This window comes from Micromonospora sp. WMMD1082 (genome assembly GCF_029626175.1).
Lineage (GTDB): Bacteria > Actinomycetota > Actinomycetes > Mycobacteriales > Micromonosporaceae > Micromonospora.
In genome coordinates this window covers 988,260-1,003,598 of sequence record NZ_JARUBM010000002.1, presented here as the reverse complement: position 1 = coordinate 1,003,598, position 15,339 = coordinate 988,260, and the positions used below count along the sequence as shown (strand labels likewise).

General features: G+C 72.5%; 15 protein-coding genes. 11 read left to right on the top strand and 4 right to left on the bottom strand.

Going from position 1 to position 15,339, the window contains the following annotated elements; all coding sequences use genetic code 11:
* Positions 1-35: 35 nt before the first annotated feature.
* From O7615_RS04805 to O7615_RS04790, 4 genes are all read left to right on the top strand, one after another.
* The gene (locus tag O7615_RS04805) at positions 36-842 is read left to right on the top strand and encodes an ABC transporter permease (RefSeq protein ID WP_278176051.1); all 807 of its coding nucleotides are present in this window, start codon (positions 36-38) and stop codon (positions 840-842) included.
* Complete coding sequence (locus O7615_RS04800) at positions 842-2,044, top strand: saccharopine dehydrogenase C-terminal domain-containing protein (protein WP_278176050.1); 1,203 nt, start codon at positions 842-844, stop codon at positions 2,042-2,044. Before O7615_RS04805 ends, O7615_RS04800 begins: the two co-directional genes overlap by 1 nt.
* Positions 2,041-3,054 carry an agmatinase gene (speB, locus tag O7615_RS04795; protein ID WP_278176049.1) on the top strand — a complete coding sequence of 338 codons (1,014 nt, stop codon included), beginning with the start codon at positions 2,041-2,043 and terminating at the stop codon, positions 3,052-3,054. Before O7615_RS04800 ends, speB begins: the two co-directional genes overlap by 4 nt.
* Positions 3,055-3,281: 227 nt before the next feature.
* Positions 3,282-4,127 (top strand): DUF559 domain-containing protein, encoded by an 846-nt coding sequence (locus O7615_RS04790; protein ID WP_278176048.1) that lies wholly within the window; start codon positions 3,282-3,284, stop codon positions 4,125-4,127.
* A gap of 142 nt (positions 4,128-4,269) precedes the next feature.
* On the opposite strand, the gene O7615_RS04785 is transcribed toward O7615_RS04790, so the two are convergent.
* Genes O7615_RS04785 through O7615_RS04775 form a run of 3 tightly spaced genes read right to left on the bottom strand, consistent with a single transcriptional unit; the run spans position 4,270 to position 7,506 of the window.
* Complete coding sequence (locus O7615_RS04785; protein WP_278176047.1) at positions 4,270-4,662, bottom strand: DUF779 domain-containing protein; 393 nt, start codon at positions 4,660-4,662, stop codon at positions 4,270-4,272.
* Positions 4,662-6,167, bottom strand: a complete 1,506-nt coding sequence (gene adh, locus O7615_RS04780; RefSeq protein ID WP_278176045.1) for an aldehyde dehydrogenase — start codon at positions 6,165-6,167, stop codon at positions 4,662-4,664. The genes O7615_RS04785 and adh overlap by 1 nt, the downstream gene beginning before the upstream one ends.
* A 37-nt stretch (positions 6,168-6,204) precedes the next feature.
* Complete coding sequence (locus tag O7615_RS04775) at positions 6,205-7,506, bottom strand: GAF domain-containing protein (protein WP_278176043.1); 1,302 nt, start codon at positions 7,504-7,506, stop codon at positions 6,205-6,207.
* 156 nt (positions 7,507-7,662) lie between these two features.
* On the opposite strand from O7615_RS04775, the gene O7615_RS04770 reads away from it, so the two are divergent.
* The 7 genes from O7615_RS04770 (at position 7,663) to O7615_RS04740 (ending at position 13,944) form a co-directional block, all read left to right on the top strand.
* Complete coding sequence (locus O7615_RS04770) at positions 7,663-8,331, top strand: response regulator transcription factor (protein WP_278176042.1); 669 nt, start codon at positions 7,663-7,665, stop codon at positions 8,329-8,331.
* Positions 8,328-9,386, top strand: a complete 1,059-nt coding sequence (locus O7615_RS04765; protein ID WP_278176040.1) for an ATP-binding protein — start codon at positions 8,328-8,330, stop codon at positions 9,384-9,386. Before O7615_RS04770 ends, O7615_RS04765 begins: the two co-directional genes overlap by 4 nt.
* 117 nt (positions 9,387-9,503) lie before the next feature.
* Positions 9,504-10,319, top strand: coding sequence for an acyltransferase (locus O7615_RS04760; RefSeq protein ID WP_278176039.1), 816 nt, complete (start codon positions 9,504-9,506; stop codon positions 10,317-10,319).
* Positions 10,291-11,331: a pyridoxal-phosphate dependent enzyme gene (locus O7615_RS04755; protein WP_278181971.1), complete on the top strand. Its 1,041-nt coding sequence runs from the start codon at positions 10,291-10,293 to the stop codon at positions 11,329-11,331. The genes O7615_RS04760 and O7615_RS04755 overlap by 29 nt, the downstream gene beginning before the upstream one ends.
* A complete protein-coding gene (locus O7615_RS04750) occupies positions 11,328-12,479 on the top strand; it encodes a D-alanine--D-alanine ligase family protein (protein WP_278176038.1) in 1,152 nt (383 codons plus the stop codon). Before O7615_RS04755 ends, O7615_RS04750 begins: the two co-directional genes overlap by 4 nt.
* Positions 12,476-13,111 (top strand): M15 family metallopeptidase, encoded by a 636-nt coding sequence (locus O7615_RS04745; protein WP_278176037.1) that lies wholly within the window; start codon positions 12,476-12,478, stop codon positions 13,109-13,111. The genes O7615_RS04750 and O7615_RS04745 overlap by 4 nt, the downstream gene beginning before the upstream one ends.
* Before the next feature lie 125 nt (positions 13,112-13,236).
* The gene (locus O7615_RS04740; RefSeq protein WP_278176036.1) at positions 13,237-13,944 is read left to right on the top strand and encodes a hypothetical protein; all 708 of its coding nucleotides are present in this window, start codon (positions 13,237-13,239) and stop codon (positions 13,942-13,944) included.
* Positions 13,945-14,002: 58 nt separating this feature from the next.
* On the opposite strand, the gene gabT is transcribed toward O7615_RS04740, so the two are convergent.
* Positions 14,003-15,313: a 4-aminobutyrate--2-oxoglutarate transaminase gene (gene gabT / locus O7615_RS04735; protein WP_347405067.1), complete on the bottom strand. Its 1,311-nt coding sequence runs from the start codon at positions 15,311-15,313 to the stop codon at positions 14,003-14,005.
* Positions 15,314-15,339 lie beyond the last annotated feature (26 nt).

The following is a 15,339-nucleotide window of genomic DNA, read 5'->3' as shown; positions in this document are numbered from 1 at the left end:
CGGAGCCCCGCAGTCGCGAACGAAAGGCAGGCGCCGTGACCCGCTTCTCCCGCTGGCTGGCCGAGCACTGGGTGATGGGCGTCGCGCTGCTGGTGCTCGGCTACCTGTTCCTGCCGATCGCCGTGGTCGCCGCGCTGTCGTTCAACCGCCCGTCCAGCCGGCTGTCGTACGACTTCAACGAGTTCACCCTGGACAACTGGCGCAACCCGTGTGCCACCTCCGACATGTGCGACGCGGTGCTGCGCAGTGTGCAGATCGGCTTCATCGCCACGGTGGCCGCCACCGCGCTCGGCACCCTGATGGCGTTCGCCCTGGCCCGGCACCGGTTCCGGGGCCGGTCCGGGCTCAACGTGCTGATCTTCCTGCCGATGGCGACGCCGGAGCTGGTGATGGGCACCTCGCTGCTCGCCCTCTTCGTCGCCGGTGGGGTGCCGCTGGGCTTCTGGACCATCGTCATCGCCCACGTCATGTTCTGCGTGTCGTTCGTGGTGGTCACGGTCAAGGCGCGGCTGGCCGGGATGGACCGGCGGATGGAGGAGGCCGCGATGGACCTGTACGCCACCGAGTGGCAGACGTTCCGGCGGATCACCCTGCCGCTGGTGCTGCCCGGTATCGTGGCCGCCGCCCTGCTGGCGTTCTCGCTCAGCTTCGACGACTTCATCATCACGAACTTCAACTCCGGCACCACCGTCACGTTCCCGATGTACGTCTGGGGCGCCGCCCAGCGGGGCATTCCCCCGCAGGTCAACGTCATCGGCACGGCCATGTTCCTGGTCGCGCTGCTGCTGGTGCTGGCCACCACCCTGCGCGGCCGGCGCGCCCGCCGGGCGGTGGTGGCGTGATGCGTATCCTGCTCGTCGGCGCCGGTGGCGTCGGATCCGCCGTCGTCGCCATCGCGGCCCGGCGGGCGTTCTTCGAGACCATGGTGGTGGCCGACCACGACGGTGCCCGCGCGACGCGGGCGGTCGCCGGCCGGGGCCCCCGCTTCGTCGCCGCCTCGGTCGACGCCGCCTCCGCCGAGGCGGTCGCCGCGCTCTGCCGCGAGCACCGGATCACCCACGTGCTCAACGCGGTCGACCCGCGCTTCGTCATGCCGATCTTCGACGGTGCGTACGCCGCCGGCGCGGACTATCTCGACATGGCGATGTCGCTGTCCCGCCCGCACCCTGATCGTCCCTACGTCGAGACTGGCGTCAAGCTCGGCGACGAGCAGTTCGCGGCGGCGGACCGCTGGGCCGGATCGGGGCGGCTGGCGCTCTGTGGCATCGGCGTCGAGCCCGGCCTGTCGGACGTCTTCGCCCGGTACGCGGCCGACGAGTTGTTCCGCGAGATCGACGAGATCGGGGTGCGGGACGGCGCGAACCTGACCGTGGAGGGCTACGACTTCGCGCCCTCGTTCTCCATCTGGACGACCATTGAGGAGTGCCTCAACCCGCCCGTGGTCTGGGAGGCCGGCCGGGGCTGGTTCACCACCGCACCGTTCAGCGAACCGGAGGTGTTCCACTTCCCCGAGGGCATCGGCCCGGTCGAGTGCGTCAATGTGGAGCACGAGGAGGTGCTGTTGATCCCGCGCTGGGTGCCGGCGAAGCGGGTCACCTTCAAGTACGGCCTCGGCGACGAGTTCATCGAGGTGCTGAAGACGCTGCACAAGCTCGGCCTCTCCTCGACCGCGCCGGTGCGGGTCGGCGGGGCGTCGGTGTCGCCGCGCGACGTGGTGGCCGCCTGCCTGCCCGACCCGGCCACCCTCGGCGACCGGATGCGCGGCAAGACCTGCGCCGGCACCTGGGTACGGGGGACCGGCATCGACGGCCGGCCCCGCGAGGTCTACCTCTACCACGTGGTCGACAACGAGTGGTCGATGCGCGAGTACGGCCACCAGGCGGTGGTCTGGCAGACCGCGATCAACCCCGTGGTCGCCCTGGAGCTGCTGGCCAGCGGCGCATGGTCGGGCGCCGGAGTGCTCGGCCCGGAGGCCCTGCCGCCGAAGCCCTTCCTCGACCTGCTGACCGGCTACGGCTCACCCTGGGGCCTGGAGGAACGATGACCCGGTACGGCGCGATGTACGGTCCCGACGTCACCTTCCTCGGCGTACCGCCGTGCACGCTGGAGGAGCCGGTGACGTACGCCGACGCCGACGTGGTCGTCGTCGGGGCGCCCTTCGACGGCGGCACCTCGCACCGGCCCGGCACCCGGTTCGGCCCGTCGGCCATCCGGCAGGCCTGCTACCTGCCGCACGACGGCTCCCGGCCGTCGCTGGCGCTGCGCGTCGACGCCCTGCGTGACCTGTGCGTCTACGACGCCGGTGACGTGGAGATGTTCTCCGGTGACATCGAGCGGTCGTTGGCCGCGCTGGAGACCGCCGTGTACGCGGTCGCCTCGGCGGGGGCGATCCCCGTCGTACTCGGCGGCGACCACTCGATCGCACTGCCCGACGCCACCGGGGTGGCCCGCCACCACGGGCTCGGCCGGGTGTCGCTGGTGCACTTCGACGCGCACGCCGACACCGGTGACATCGAGTTCGGCTCGCTGCACGGGCACGGCCAGCCGATGCGCCGGCTCATCGAGTCCGGGGCGGTACGCGGCGACCGCTTCCTCCAGATCGGGCTGCGCGGCTACTGGCCGGGGCCGGAGACGCTGCGGTGGATGGCCGAGCAGCGGATGCGCTCGTACGAGATGACCGAGATCGTGGCGCGGGGCCTGAATCCGTGCCTGTCGGAGGCCTTCGAGATCGCCGTGGACGAGTGCGAGGGCGTCTTCCTCTCGGTCGACGTGGACGTGGTCGACCCCGGCATGGCGCCCGGCACCGGCACCCCCGAGCCGGGCGGCCTCACCTCGCGGCAACTCCTCGACGCGGTCCGCCGGGTCTGCTACGAACTGCCGGTGGTCGGGGTGGACGTGGTCGAGGTCGCCCCGCCCTACGACCACGCGGACATCACCGCCTATCTCGGCAACCGGGTCGTCCTGGAGGCGCTGTCCGCCATCGCCCGCCGCCGCCGCGACACCGCCGACGGCCCACCCTGGAACCCACACCAACCCCTCCTCGACTCCCGCTGACATCCACCCTCCCCGCCCACCCTCCGCCGCGATCTTGCACTTATTGTCTCCACATTCCGGGTCATACTGGACTAATGGCTGACACAAAATGCAAGATCGCGGGGGGAGGGGTGGGGGATAGCACATGTTGAGGGGAAGGAGGGGACTGTCCACAGGGGGGGTGGGTTATCCACAGGGGACTTGGTGTGGGTCGCGTGGAGTTGATGGGTGAGGGCAGGGTGCTCCGCGTGACGACTCAACTGTGGCGGGTAGAGAGCCTGATGCGTACCCTCAGTGCTCGTCGACTGCGAACCCGTGTCGGCCGAGACGAACTCCGACGGGTGCGCCGGGGTGTCTACGCCGACCAACCCTGCGACGACGAGGACGAGCTGCGGGCTCTGCTCCTGTGCCTGCCGGAAGGTGCGATGCTCGCCCGCCAGACGGCGGCCCGCCGGCACGGCTTCGGTGTACTGCGCGACGACCTGGTGCACGTCCAGCTGCCAAGCACGGTGCCGAAGCCTCGGCTGCCGGGGCTGGTCGTGCACCGTTCCGTCCTTCCGACGCGGCCGGTCGTCATTCGCGGGCTGCCCTGCGTGCCGGCGGCTCGGTGTGCCGTCGACCTTGCGCGTACGACACGACGCCTCGACGCGCTGCCCGTGCTCGACTGCGCCCTCAGATCTGGGGTGGTGACTCGGGATGACCTGTCGGCGGAGGTCGTTGTCCATCGGGCACTGCGCGGCGTACGCCAGGCGCGGGAGTTGGTGCCATTGGCGGACGGTCGGGCGGAGTGCCGGCAGGAGAGCCAGCTTCGGCTCGTCCTGCTCGACGGTCGGCTGCCGCCACCGGAGCCCCAAGTGTGGGTTCACGACGAGTATGGATTCGCGCGCCACCGCATCGATCTGGGCTATCGCGAGCGCAGGATCGGCATTGAGTACGACGGTCTCTCCCACCTCGACCGCGACGCTCTCCGGTACGACCGCGACCGCGTGAACTGGCTCGACGCGCAAGGCTGGCGGATGCGCTACTTCACCGACCGCGACCTCTACCGCCGCCCCACCCACATCGTCGCCACCATCCGCGCCGCCCTCTCCTGACTGCCCCCAGCCCTCCAACCCCGCCCCCGCCTCACCCCGCCCCCGCGATCTTGCACTTTACGTCGCGGCAAAAGCCGCATACTGCGCGTTTAGGCGACACAAACTGCAAGATCGCGGGGCGGGGTGGGGGTGGGGTGGGTGGTTAGGGGGCTAGGTGGGAGCGGGTTAGGAAGCGGAGGCCTTCGGGGGCTTCCAGGGAGAAGCCGCTGCCTCGGCCGGGGACCACGTCGATGGTGAGCCGGGTGTGTTTCCAGAGTTCCCACTGGGCCGCCGATATCCAGAAGTCCACCGGCTCGGCAACCCCCTCGATCTGCAGAGCCGCCAGCAGGACGTCGGACGCGCCGGTGCGGAACTCGCCGGCCGGGTAGCACATCGGGGCGCTGCCGTCGCAGCAGCCGCCGGACTGGTGGAACATCAGCGGCCCGTGTTGCCCCCGCAGCGACCGGATCAGCTCGGCGGCCGCCGGGGTCACCGTGACCGTGCCGGGAGCCGGTGCGGCCGTGGCGGCAGCACCGTCGGTGTCCGGGTCGCCCATCAGAAGAAGCCCAGCTTCTTCGGGGAGTAGCTGATCAGCAGGTTCTTGGTCTGCTGGTAGTGCTCCAGCATCATCTTGTGGTTCTCCCGGCCGATGCCGGACTGCTTGTACCCGCCGAACGCGGCGTGCGCCGGGTACGCGTGGTAGCAGTTGGTCCACACCCGGCCGGCCTGGATCGCCCGCCCCGCCCGGTAGGCGGTGTTCATGTCCCGGGTCCAGACGCCGGCACCCAGCCCGTACAGCGTGTCGTTGGCGATCTTCACGGCGTCGTCCAGGTCGGCGAAGGAGGTCACCGAGACCACCGGGCCGAAGATCTCCTCCTGGAAGATCCGCATCGAGTTGTCGCCCTCGAAGATGGTCGGCTCGACGTAGTATCCGCCGGAGAGTTCGTCGCCGAGGTCGGCTCGCGCGCCACCGGCCAGCACCCGGGCGCCCTCCTGTCGCCCGATGTCCAGGTAGGACAGGATCTTCTCCAGCTGGTCGTTGGACGCCTGTGCGCCGATCATGGTGTCGGTGTCCAGCGGGTGCCCCTGCGTGATCGCCTCGGTGCGGGACACCGCCGCGGCCAGGAAGTCCGCGTAGTGACCCTGCTGGATCAGCGCCCGGGACGGGCAGGTGCAGACCTCGCCGGAGTTGAGGGCGAACATGGTGAAGCCTTCGAGCGCCTTGTCCAGGAAGTCGTCGGCGGCCCGGCTGACGTCGTCGAAGAAGATGTTCGGGCTCTTGCCGCCCAGCTCCAGGGTGACCGGCCTGATGTTCTCGCTGGCGTACTGCATGATCAGCCGCCCGGTGGTGGTCTCGCCGGTGAACGCCACCTTGGCCACCCGGGGCGAGGAGGCGAGGGGCTTGCCGGCCTCCACGCCGAAGCCGTTGACGATGTTGACCACGCCGGGCGGCAGCAGGTCGGCGATGAGCGACATCAGGTAGTGGATCGAGGCCGGGGTCTGCTCGGCGGGCTTGAGCACCACGGCGTTGCCGGCGGCGAGCGCGGGGGCGAGCTTCCAGGTCGCCATGAGCAGCGGGAAGTTCCACGGGATGATCTGCCCGACCACGCCGAGCGGCTCGTGGAAGTGGTACGCCACGGTGTCGTCGTCCAGCTCGCCCAGCGACCCTTCCTGCGCCCGGATCGCCCCGGCGAAGTAGCGGAAGTGGTCGATGGCGAGGGGGATGTCGGCGGCCAGGCTCTCGCGTACGGGCTTGCCGTTCTCCCAGGTCTCGGCGATCGCCAGGGACTCCAGGTTCTCCTGCATCCGGTCGGCGATCCGGTTGAGGATCAGCGCCCGCTCGGCGACCGGGGTACGGCCCCAGGCGTCGGCGGCGCCGTGTGCGGCGTCGAGGGCCTTCTCGACGTCCTCGGCGGTGCCCCGGGCCACCTCGCAGACGGGCTGCCCGGTCACCGGGGTCGGGTTCTCGAAGTATCTTCCGCCGTGCGGCCTGACGTACTCGCCGCCGATGAAGTGGTCGTAGCGGGACTGCCAGTGGGTGGGCGCGTCGTAGCGCGTCATGGTGACCTCCGCCGTCGGTGGGTGGTGTTGGCGGAGGTTAGTTACGCGGACGTTGCAGCGACGTTGCGTGCGGCAGGCCGTACTCGATGCGGAGCTGGCGGATCCGCGCGGCGGCGAGCGGCCGGCGGGGCGCGCCCGGCGGCAGCGCCCGCGCCAGGGCCTGCCAGGCGGCCAGGTCGTCGGCGCCGGCCGGGGTGGCGGTCCAGGCGGCGAGCAGCGCCGGGTCGCCCGCCACCAGCACGGCCGCCCGCAACTGGCCGTCGACCAGCCGGCGCAGTCGCGTCACTCCCGGCGCGTCGGAGCCGGGCAGCAGCGGCCCGGCGTACGCGTCGAGCGCCCCCGCCGGGTCGCCCCCCTCCAGCAGTTCGACGACGGTACGGAAGTCGGCCCGGACGGTGCCGCGCAGCCGGTACGGGCGGGAGTCGAGCAGCTCGGGGCCGAGGACCCGGCGCAACCGGGACAGCTCGGCCCGCAGGGTCACCGGGTGCAGTCGGTCGTCGCCGTAGAGGTCGAGGCCGAGCTGTTCGCCGGTGCGCCCCTCGGGATGGTCGAGCAGCAGCACGAGCAGCTCGCTGTGCCGCCGCCCGAGCCGGATGCGTCGCCCGGCCAACCGCAGTTCCGCCTCGTCGTGGCCGAGCGCGGCGACGTGCACGGTGCCGGGATCGAGCGGTCGGTCGGCGGCGAGCTGCGCCTCCGCTGCCCGGGCGGTGGCCCGGACCAGGGCGAGGCTCTGCGGGGTGGCCAGGTGGTCGCCGCCGGTGATGTCGATCGCGCCGAGCAGCCGCCCGGTGGCCGGATCGTGGATCGGTGCGGCGGCGCAGGTCCACCGCTGCACCGGCCGGGCGAAGTGCTCGGTGGCGAAGATCTGCACGCTGTGGTCGACCGCCAGGGCGGTGCCGGGGGCGTTGGTGCCGGCGTGCGTCTCGTCCCAGCGGGCGCCGGGGACGAAGTTCATCCGCTCGGCATGGCGGAGCACACCCGGGTGGCCCTCCACCCAGAGCAGCCGCCCGTGCGCGTCGCAGACCGCCATCAGGTGCGCGCCGTCGGTGGCGATGCCCCCGAGCAGGTCGCGGAAGAGCGGCAGGACCCGGGCGAGCGGGTGCGCGGCGCGGTAGTCGGCCAGGGCGTCGTCGGCCAGCTCGATCGGTGGGGTCGCCTCCGGGTCGAGCAGCGCGGCCGAGCGGCGCCAGGAGTGGGCCACGACGTCCCGCAGCCGCCGGTCGGTGAGCCGGGCGGCGTCCGCGCCGCCGGTGAGGAACGCCTCGTGGGCGGCGCCCACCTGCGCGATCCGCTCCACCGGATCGACGCCGAATTCCAGGGCGAGCCACGGGTCGGCCACGGGCGACCTCCTCCGGCCCATGGTGACGCAGCTCACCCCGGATCGCCAAGTGGCTGGTGAGGGGGCGTGGAGGATTGCTGCGGCGGGCGCTTACAGAACTCTTAACTCCTGCCTGAGAACGTATGCCCGACAGCGACGGACCACGGGGAGCGGAACGTGCGGGTGCTGGTGGCGGACGACGAGCGGTTGCTGGCCGACATGGTCGCCGAGGGGCTGCGTCGTCTCTCGATGGCGGTCGACGTCTGCTACGACGGCGACGGCGCGCTGGAGCGGGTCGGGGTGAACCGGTACGACGTGGCGGTGCTGGATCGGGACATGCCCGGGCACACCGGCGACGAGGTGTGCCGCAGCCTCGCCGACTCCGGCTCCGGCACCCGGGTGCTGCTGCTCACCGCGGCCGCCGGCATCCGGGACCGGGTGGAGGGCCTCGGGCTCGGCGCCGACGACTACCTGACCAAGCCGTTCGCCTTCGCCGAACTGGTCGCCCGGGTGCAGGCGCTGGGCCGCCGGTCGGCCCCGGCGGTGCCGCCGGTGCTGGAGCGGCACGGTGTGGCGCTGGACGTGGCCCGGCACACGGTCACCCGGGAGGGCCGCCCGATCAACCTGAGCCCGAAGGAGTTCGCCGTGCTGCACGTGCTGATGCGCGCCGAGGGGCGGGTGGTCAGCGCCGAGGAGCTGCTGGAACAGGCGTGGGACGAGTTCGCCGACCCGTTCACCAACGTCGTGCGGGTCACCGTGATGACGCTGCGCAAGAAGCTCGGTGCGCCCCAGGTCATCCACACCGTGCCCCGGACCGGTTACCGGATCGGGGGTGCCGACCAGTGACGCCGCGCCGGCGGATCGTGCTGGTCGGCACGCTCGCCCTTCTGGTCGGGTACGCCCTGCCCACGCTGACCTGGGGGGTGCTGGGGCAGCTGTGGCTCTGGGCGCAGGAGCTCTGTAACGCGGGGCTGCCCGGCGCCAGTCGGGTGTGTCAGCCGGCGCGGGACGTCGCCGTGCTGACCGTCCCGCTCGCCGCGCTGGGCGTGCTCGCGCTCGCGGTGGCGGGGATCTGGGCCGCCGCGGTGTGGTGCCTGCGCCCGGTGCGGGATCTCGCCGGGCCGATCGCGCACGTCGGGCCGCAGAACCTCGGCCACCGGATCCGGCCGCGCGGCAACGACGAGGTGGCCCGGCTCGCCCGGTCGATCGACGAGATGATGGAGCGCATCGCCGCCGGGTACGAGGGGCAGCGGCGGTTCGCCGCGAACGCCTCGCACGAGCTGCGTACGCCGCTGGCGGTCCAGCGGACGCTGATCGAGGTCGGGATGGCCCGGTCGCTCACCGGCGAGCAACTGGAGCTGCTGACCGGGCAGCTGCTGGAGACGAACGAACGCAACGAGCGGCTCATCGAGGGGCTGCTCGCGCTCAGCGAGAGCGACCAGGGGCTGCGCTCACGTGCCCCGCAGCGCCTCGACGAGATCGTCGCCGCGGTGCTCGCCGCGTACCAGGACCGGGTCGCGGAGGCCGGGCTGACAGTGCAGAGCCACCTCGAACCCCGGATCGTGCTGGGCGAGCGGGTGCTGCTGGAACGCCTGGTGACGAACCTGGTGGAGAACGCGATCAAGTACAACCGGCCCGGTGGCACGCTGACCGTCACGGTGGGCCGGAGCCCGGCGCTGACCGTGGTCAACACCGGCCAGGTGGTGCCGGCCGAGGCGGTGGCCGGGCTCTTCGAGCCGTTCCGGCGGCTGGCCCGGGACCGCACGAACCACAGCGGGGGCGCCGGCCTCGGCCTGGCCATCGCCCGCTCGATCACCCAGGCCCACGACGGCCTGATCACCGCCCGACCCGCCGAGTACGGCGGGCTGCGGGTGGACGTCCAACTGCCCACCGCACGCTGACCCGGCTCCCGAGCCGGCAGCACATCACCCATCGCCCGACCGGGGCCGCGCAGCGCGGCATCCCGGCCTTCGGCGTGCCCGGAACCGTCCGCGCCCGTCATCGAACGAGGAGATCCCGTGCGTACCCCTGACCACGCCGCCCCGGGCGACGGCGCCGACGCGGCCGGCGGCCGGTTGGCCTGGGCGGACGTCGCCAAGGGCGGCTGCATCCTGCTGGTCCTGCTGTGGCACGTGATCATGAAGGACTACCTCCAGTTCGACTGGCGGCTCGACCTGCCGGTGGCGGGCGCCTGGGGGACGCTCGGCGAACTGCTGCCGATGCGGATGCCGCTGTTCTTCACCATCTCCGGGATGTTCGCGGCGCACGCCGTGCGGCGGCCGTGGCGGTCGGTCGGCCGGCCCCGGATCGCCCGGTTCCTCTACCTGTACGGCGTCTGGCTGCTGATCCACACCGCCGTGCTGGCCCTCGCGCCGGACTTCCCGACCGACCGGGCGACCAGCCCCGGTGAGCTGCTGGCACAGCTGACGGTCACCCCGTCCAACCTCTGGTACCTCTCCGCACTGGCGCTCTACTTCGTGCTGGCCAAGGCGCTGCGGCGGGTCCACCCGGCGGTGCTGCTGGGCGCGGCGGGCGCGGCTGGCCGCCCTCGGCCGCCGGACGCTGCCGATCTACGTGATCCACATGCCGGTGCTGGCGCTGCTGCACCGGCTGATCGCCGAGCCGGTCGCCGGCCTGGACGACACCGCCCGGCTCGCGTTGGCCTTCGGCTTCCCGTTCTCGCTCACCGTCCTGGTGTTGGCGCTCAGCCTCGGCCTGCACCGGGTGCTGCTGGCGGCCCGCGCGACGTGGCTCTTCGACCTGCCCGCGGCCGCGCCGCACCGATCGACTCGACAAGGAGACGACATGTTCCACACCGATCCAGCCGGGCCTGACCGGGCAGCGGTCGACGTGACGGCGGCCGCCCGGTGGCTCGACGGCCAGGTGGTGCGTACCCCGGTGCTGCGCTCCCCGGCGATCGACCGGCTGGCCGGCGCCCGGGTGCTGCTGAAGGCGGAGAACCTCCAGGCCGGCGGCTCCTACAAGATGCGTGGCGGACTGTACGCGGTCAGCCGGCTCGCCGCCGCCGGGCACGCGGGCGTGGTCGCGCAGAGCACCGGCAACCACGCCGTCGCGGTGGCCCTGGCGGCCCGGCGGTACGGGTTGGCCGCCACGGTGGTGCTCCCGGTCGACGCGGCACCGACGAAGGTCGCTCAGGCCCGTGCGGCGGGCGCCCGGGTGCTCCTCGTCGACTCGGACACGGCGGAGCGGCTGGCCGTGGCCCGCGAGATCAGCGACGAGACCGGACACCCGATCGTCGACGCGTACGACCATCCGGACGTCGTCGCCGGGCAGGGCAGCGCCAGCCTCGAACTGATCGAGGAGGCCGAGCGGGCGGGCACTCCGCTGGACGCGTTGGTGCTGCCCGTCGGCGGGGGCGGCGGTGTCGCCGGTGCCTGCCTGGCCGCCGCCGGCCGGCCGATCGAGGTGTACGGCGTCGAGCCGGTCGGCTGTGACTCGCTGGCCCGCAGCCTGGCCGCCGGTCGGCCGACCCCGGTGCGGCCGGTGCCGACGATCGCCGACGGGCTACGCCCGTCCTGCGTGGGTGAGCTGCCCTTCGCCATCCTGCGCAGCCGCCTGCGTGGGGTGATCCGGGTGGACGACGAGGAGATCGCCGAGGCCTTCCGGCTGCTCCTGATGGAGCTGAAGGTGCTGGCCGAGCCGTCCGGCGCGGCCGGTTTGGCCGGCGCGCTGCGGCTGGCCACAGACGGCGCGCTGCCGGCGGCCGGCCCCGGCACGCAGCGACAGCGCACGGTCGGCGTGGTGCTGACCGGCGGAAACGTGGAGGCGGAACTGGTCGCCCGGCTGGCGGCCCCCGCCCGACTTAGGGAAGAGGTACCGGCATGAGTGAGCGGCAGCGGGTGAAACCCCGGGTGCGGATCGGGATCCTGTTCGGCGGGCCGTCGGCGGAGCACGAGGTCTCCTGCGCGTCGGCGCTCGGCGTGGCCCGGGCGCTGGCCGGTGACGGCTACCGCGTCGTTGCGATCGGTGTCACCCGGGCCGGTGGGCTGCGGCTCATGCCGGACCCGGTGCTGGCCGGTTGTCTCGACGGCACCGGCGCGGATCGGGCCATCGACGACCGGCTGACGGTGACCGGGCCGGCCGTGGAACTGCGGGCCGGGCCGCGCGCGGGAACGGCGGTGGTCACCGCGGTGGACGCGCCCGGCGCGGTGCACGCCGAGCTGGACGTGGTCTTCCCGGCGCTGCACGGGCCGTACGGCGAGGACGGGGTGGTGCAGGGGCTGCTCGAATCGCTGGGTGTGCCGTACGTGGGGTGCGGCATCCTCGCCTCCGCCGTCGGGATGGACAAGGTGGCGATGAAGCGGGCGCTGCGGGCCGAGGGAGTGCCGATCACCCCGCACGTCTCGTTCGACGCGACCACCTATCGGGCCGCCGAGGATCCGGAGAAGCTGGTGGTGGGGCTGCGCCGGCCGCTGTTCGTCAAGCCGGCAAGGATGGGCTCCTCGATCGGCATCTCCCGGGTGGCCGACGGTGACGACCTCGCGGTGGCGGTCGAGGAGGCGCTGCGGCACGACACCCTGGTCGTGGTGGAGCAGGGGGTGACCGGCCGGGAACTGGAGTGCGGGGTGCTCGGCGGTGCCCGCCCGGAGGCGTCGGCGGTCGGCGAGGTCCGGGTGACCGGGGGCTGGTTCGACTACTGGCAGAAGTACCTCGGCGACGCCGACCCGATGGTGGTCCCGGCGGCGCTGCCCGAGGGCGTGGTCGAGCGGATCCGGGAGCTGTCGGTGCGGGCCTTCGCCGCGATCGGCGGCTGGGGTCTGGCCCGGGTCGACTTCCTCTACGACGAGACGGCCGGCGAGCTGTACGTCAACGAGTTGAACACCATGCCGGGCTTCACCGCGCATTCGATGTACCCGAAGGTGTGGGCGGCCGCCGGTGTCGGTTACCGGGAGGTCGTGGACCGGCTGGTCGCGTTGGCGTTCGCGCGGCACGCGGACCGTCCCCGACCCATCGGCAAGGAGGAGTCTCGATGATCCTCCTCGGTGATCCGCGCGTCGCGGCGGTGCGCGGTGCCGACGACGGTGAGCCGCTGGTCGACCTGCGTGGCGTGCCGGAGCTGCGGCTGGACGGCCGGGCGGCCGATCCCGCCGGGGCGTACGCCCGGTTGCGCCGGGGTGTGGTGGACCGGTTGCTGGCGGCGCAGCGGGCGCTTCCCGACGGGCTGCGCCTGCTGGTCATCGAGGGATACCGGCCGTACCAGGCGCAGCTGGACATCTTCCTCGGTTACCGGGACGAGTTGCGGCGTGGTCACCCGGACTGGTCGCCGGAGCGGGTGTACCGGGAGACCACCAAGTTCGTCTCGCCGGTCGAGGTGGCGCCGCACAGTACCGGTGGTGCGGTGGATCTGACGCTCTGCACGGCCGACGGTGTGGAGCTGGACATGGGCACCGCCGTGGACGCCACCCCGGAGGCCAGCGGCAACGCCTGCTTCACCGCCGCACCGTCGATCGGTGCCGTCGCCCGGCAGCGCCGGCAGGTCATGGTGGCCGCGCTGACCGGGGCGGGCCTGGTGAACTACCCGACCGAGTGGTGGCACTGGTCGTACGGCGATCGCTACTGGGCGTTGTTGACCGGTGCACCACACACCCGTTACGGCCCCGTATGACCGATAGGTCGCTGGTTCATCCGAGCCCTTTGTTTTCGATGCATGTCACGGCGGTGAACTGAACAGCACTCCCGGGCCGTACCAGCCTTCGAAGAGGTAGGGGCCGTGAGGACGGGAGGCAACAGGTGAGGCTGCAGCGCAAGCACGTGCTGGCGGCGGGGGTGGCGGTGGTCGCCGCGGCGACCGTGGCGGTGGGCACCGGGCTGGGGTTCGCCGACAGCGCGCCGGCGCGACAGAGCGTCTGCCCGGGGTCGATCACATTCTCGGCCGAGGGCGGCGTGCCGGCCGCCACCAGCAACCAGTTCCCGGTGGGCACCCGGCTGCGGGTGACCAACCTGGACAACGACCGGTCGGCGGAGGTGACCGTGGTCGGTCCGTCGGGCAGTTGCGTGCTGCTCAACGCCGCCGCGATGGAGTTGGTCCGGGAGCCGGGCAAGAACGTCATCCGGCGCAACGTGGTCGAGCGGGTGGGTGACGCCGTGGCACAGCCGGGCGCCGGACAGCCGACCGGGCGGCCGGGTGCCGGGCAGCCGGGCAAGGTCGGTGACCGGCCGGGCGCGGCCTCGCCACCGGCGACCCGCCCCGCCACGGGCTCGGCCTGTCAGGGTGCGATCACGTTCTTCGAGGAGGCCGCCGGGCCGGCCGCCACCAGTAACCAGTTCCCGGTGGGCACCCGGCTGCGGGTGACCAACCTGGACAACAACAGGGCGACCACGGTGACGATCACCGGGCCTTCGGGTAGCTGCGTGCTGCTGAACTCGGCCGCGATGGAACAGATCCGTGAGCCGGGCAAGAACCTGGTGCGCAACAACACCGTCGAGGTGCTGCGCTGAGTTGAGGGCCGGGTGGCTGCCGCGCGGTGCGGACGCGGCAACCACCCGGCCGGCCCGATCAGCCGAAGGCGGCGTCGAGAATGTCCAGGCCGCGATGCAGCTCGTCGTCGGAGATGACCAGCGGGGGCAGGAAACGCAGCACGTTGCCGTACGTGCCGCAGGTGAGGGTGAGCAGCCCGGCTGCGTGGCAGGCCGCGGCGAGCGCCGCCGTGGTGGCCGGGTCGGGGGTGAGGGTGCCCGGCCGTACGATCTCCACGGCGAGCATCGCGCCACGGCCGCGTACCTCCGCGACGCGTGGATCGCGGGCGGCGACCGCTTGCAGCCGCGCCTCCATCACGGTCCCGATCCGCCGGGCGGCGGCGGCCAGGTCGAGTGCGCGCATCGTCTCGATGGTCGCCAGCGCGGCGGCGCAGGCGATCGGGTTGCCGCCGTAGGTGCCGCCGAGGCCGCCGACGTGCACCGCGTCCATCAGCTCCGCCCGGCCGGTCACCGCGGCCAGTGGCAGCCCGCCGGCGATGCCCTTGGCCAGGGTGACCAGATCCGGTTCGACGCCCTCGTGCTGGCAGGCGAACCAGTCGCCGGTGCGGCAGAAGCCGGTCTGGATCTCGTCGGCGACGAAGACCACCCCGGCCGCCGTCGCCCAGGTGCGCAGCGCCGGCAGGAACCCCGGAGCCGGTACGACGAAACCGCCCTCGCCCTGGATCGGCTCGATCAGCAGCGCGGCCACGTTCTCCGCGCCGACCTGCTTCTCCACCAGCTCGACGGCACGGGCCGCGGCGGTGGCACCGTCGAGGCCACCGTCGCGCAGCGGGTACGACATCGGCACCCGGTAGACCTCGCCGGCGAACGGCCCGAACCGGTGCTTGTACGGCATGTTCTTCGCGGTCAGCGCCATCGTCAGGTTGGTCCGCCCGTGGTACGCGTGGTCGAAGACCACCACCGCCGGCCGCCCGGTGGCGTGTCGGGCGATCTTCACGGCGTTCTCCACCGCCTCGGCGCCGGAGTTGAACAGCGCCGAACGCTTCTCGAAGCGGCCCGGAGTCAACGCGTTGAGCTGCTCGCAGACCGCCACGTACGACTCGTACGGCGCGACCATGAAACAGGTTTGGGTGAACCGTCCGACCTGCGTGCGTACCGCTTCGACGACCGCCGGTGCGGCGTTGCCGACGCTGGTCACCGCGATGCCGGCGGCGAAGTCGATCCATTCCCGGCCCTCGACGTCGGTGAGCGTCCCGCCCGAGGCGCGGTCCACATAGGACGCGATGACGCTGCCGACGCCCCGGGCCACGGCCGTGCCGCGCCGCCTGTGCAGCCCTTCCGACGACGGGGTCACAGAGCTCTCTTTCGTTCGCGACTGCGGGGCTCGCAAACCCGGCTCACTCCTCGCGCTCACGG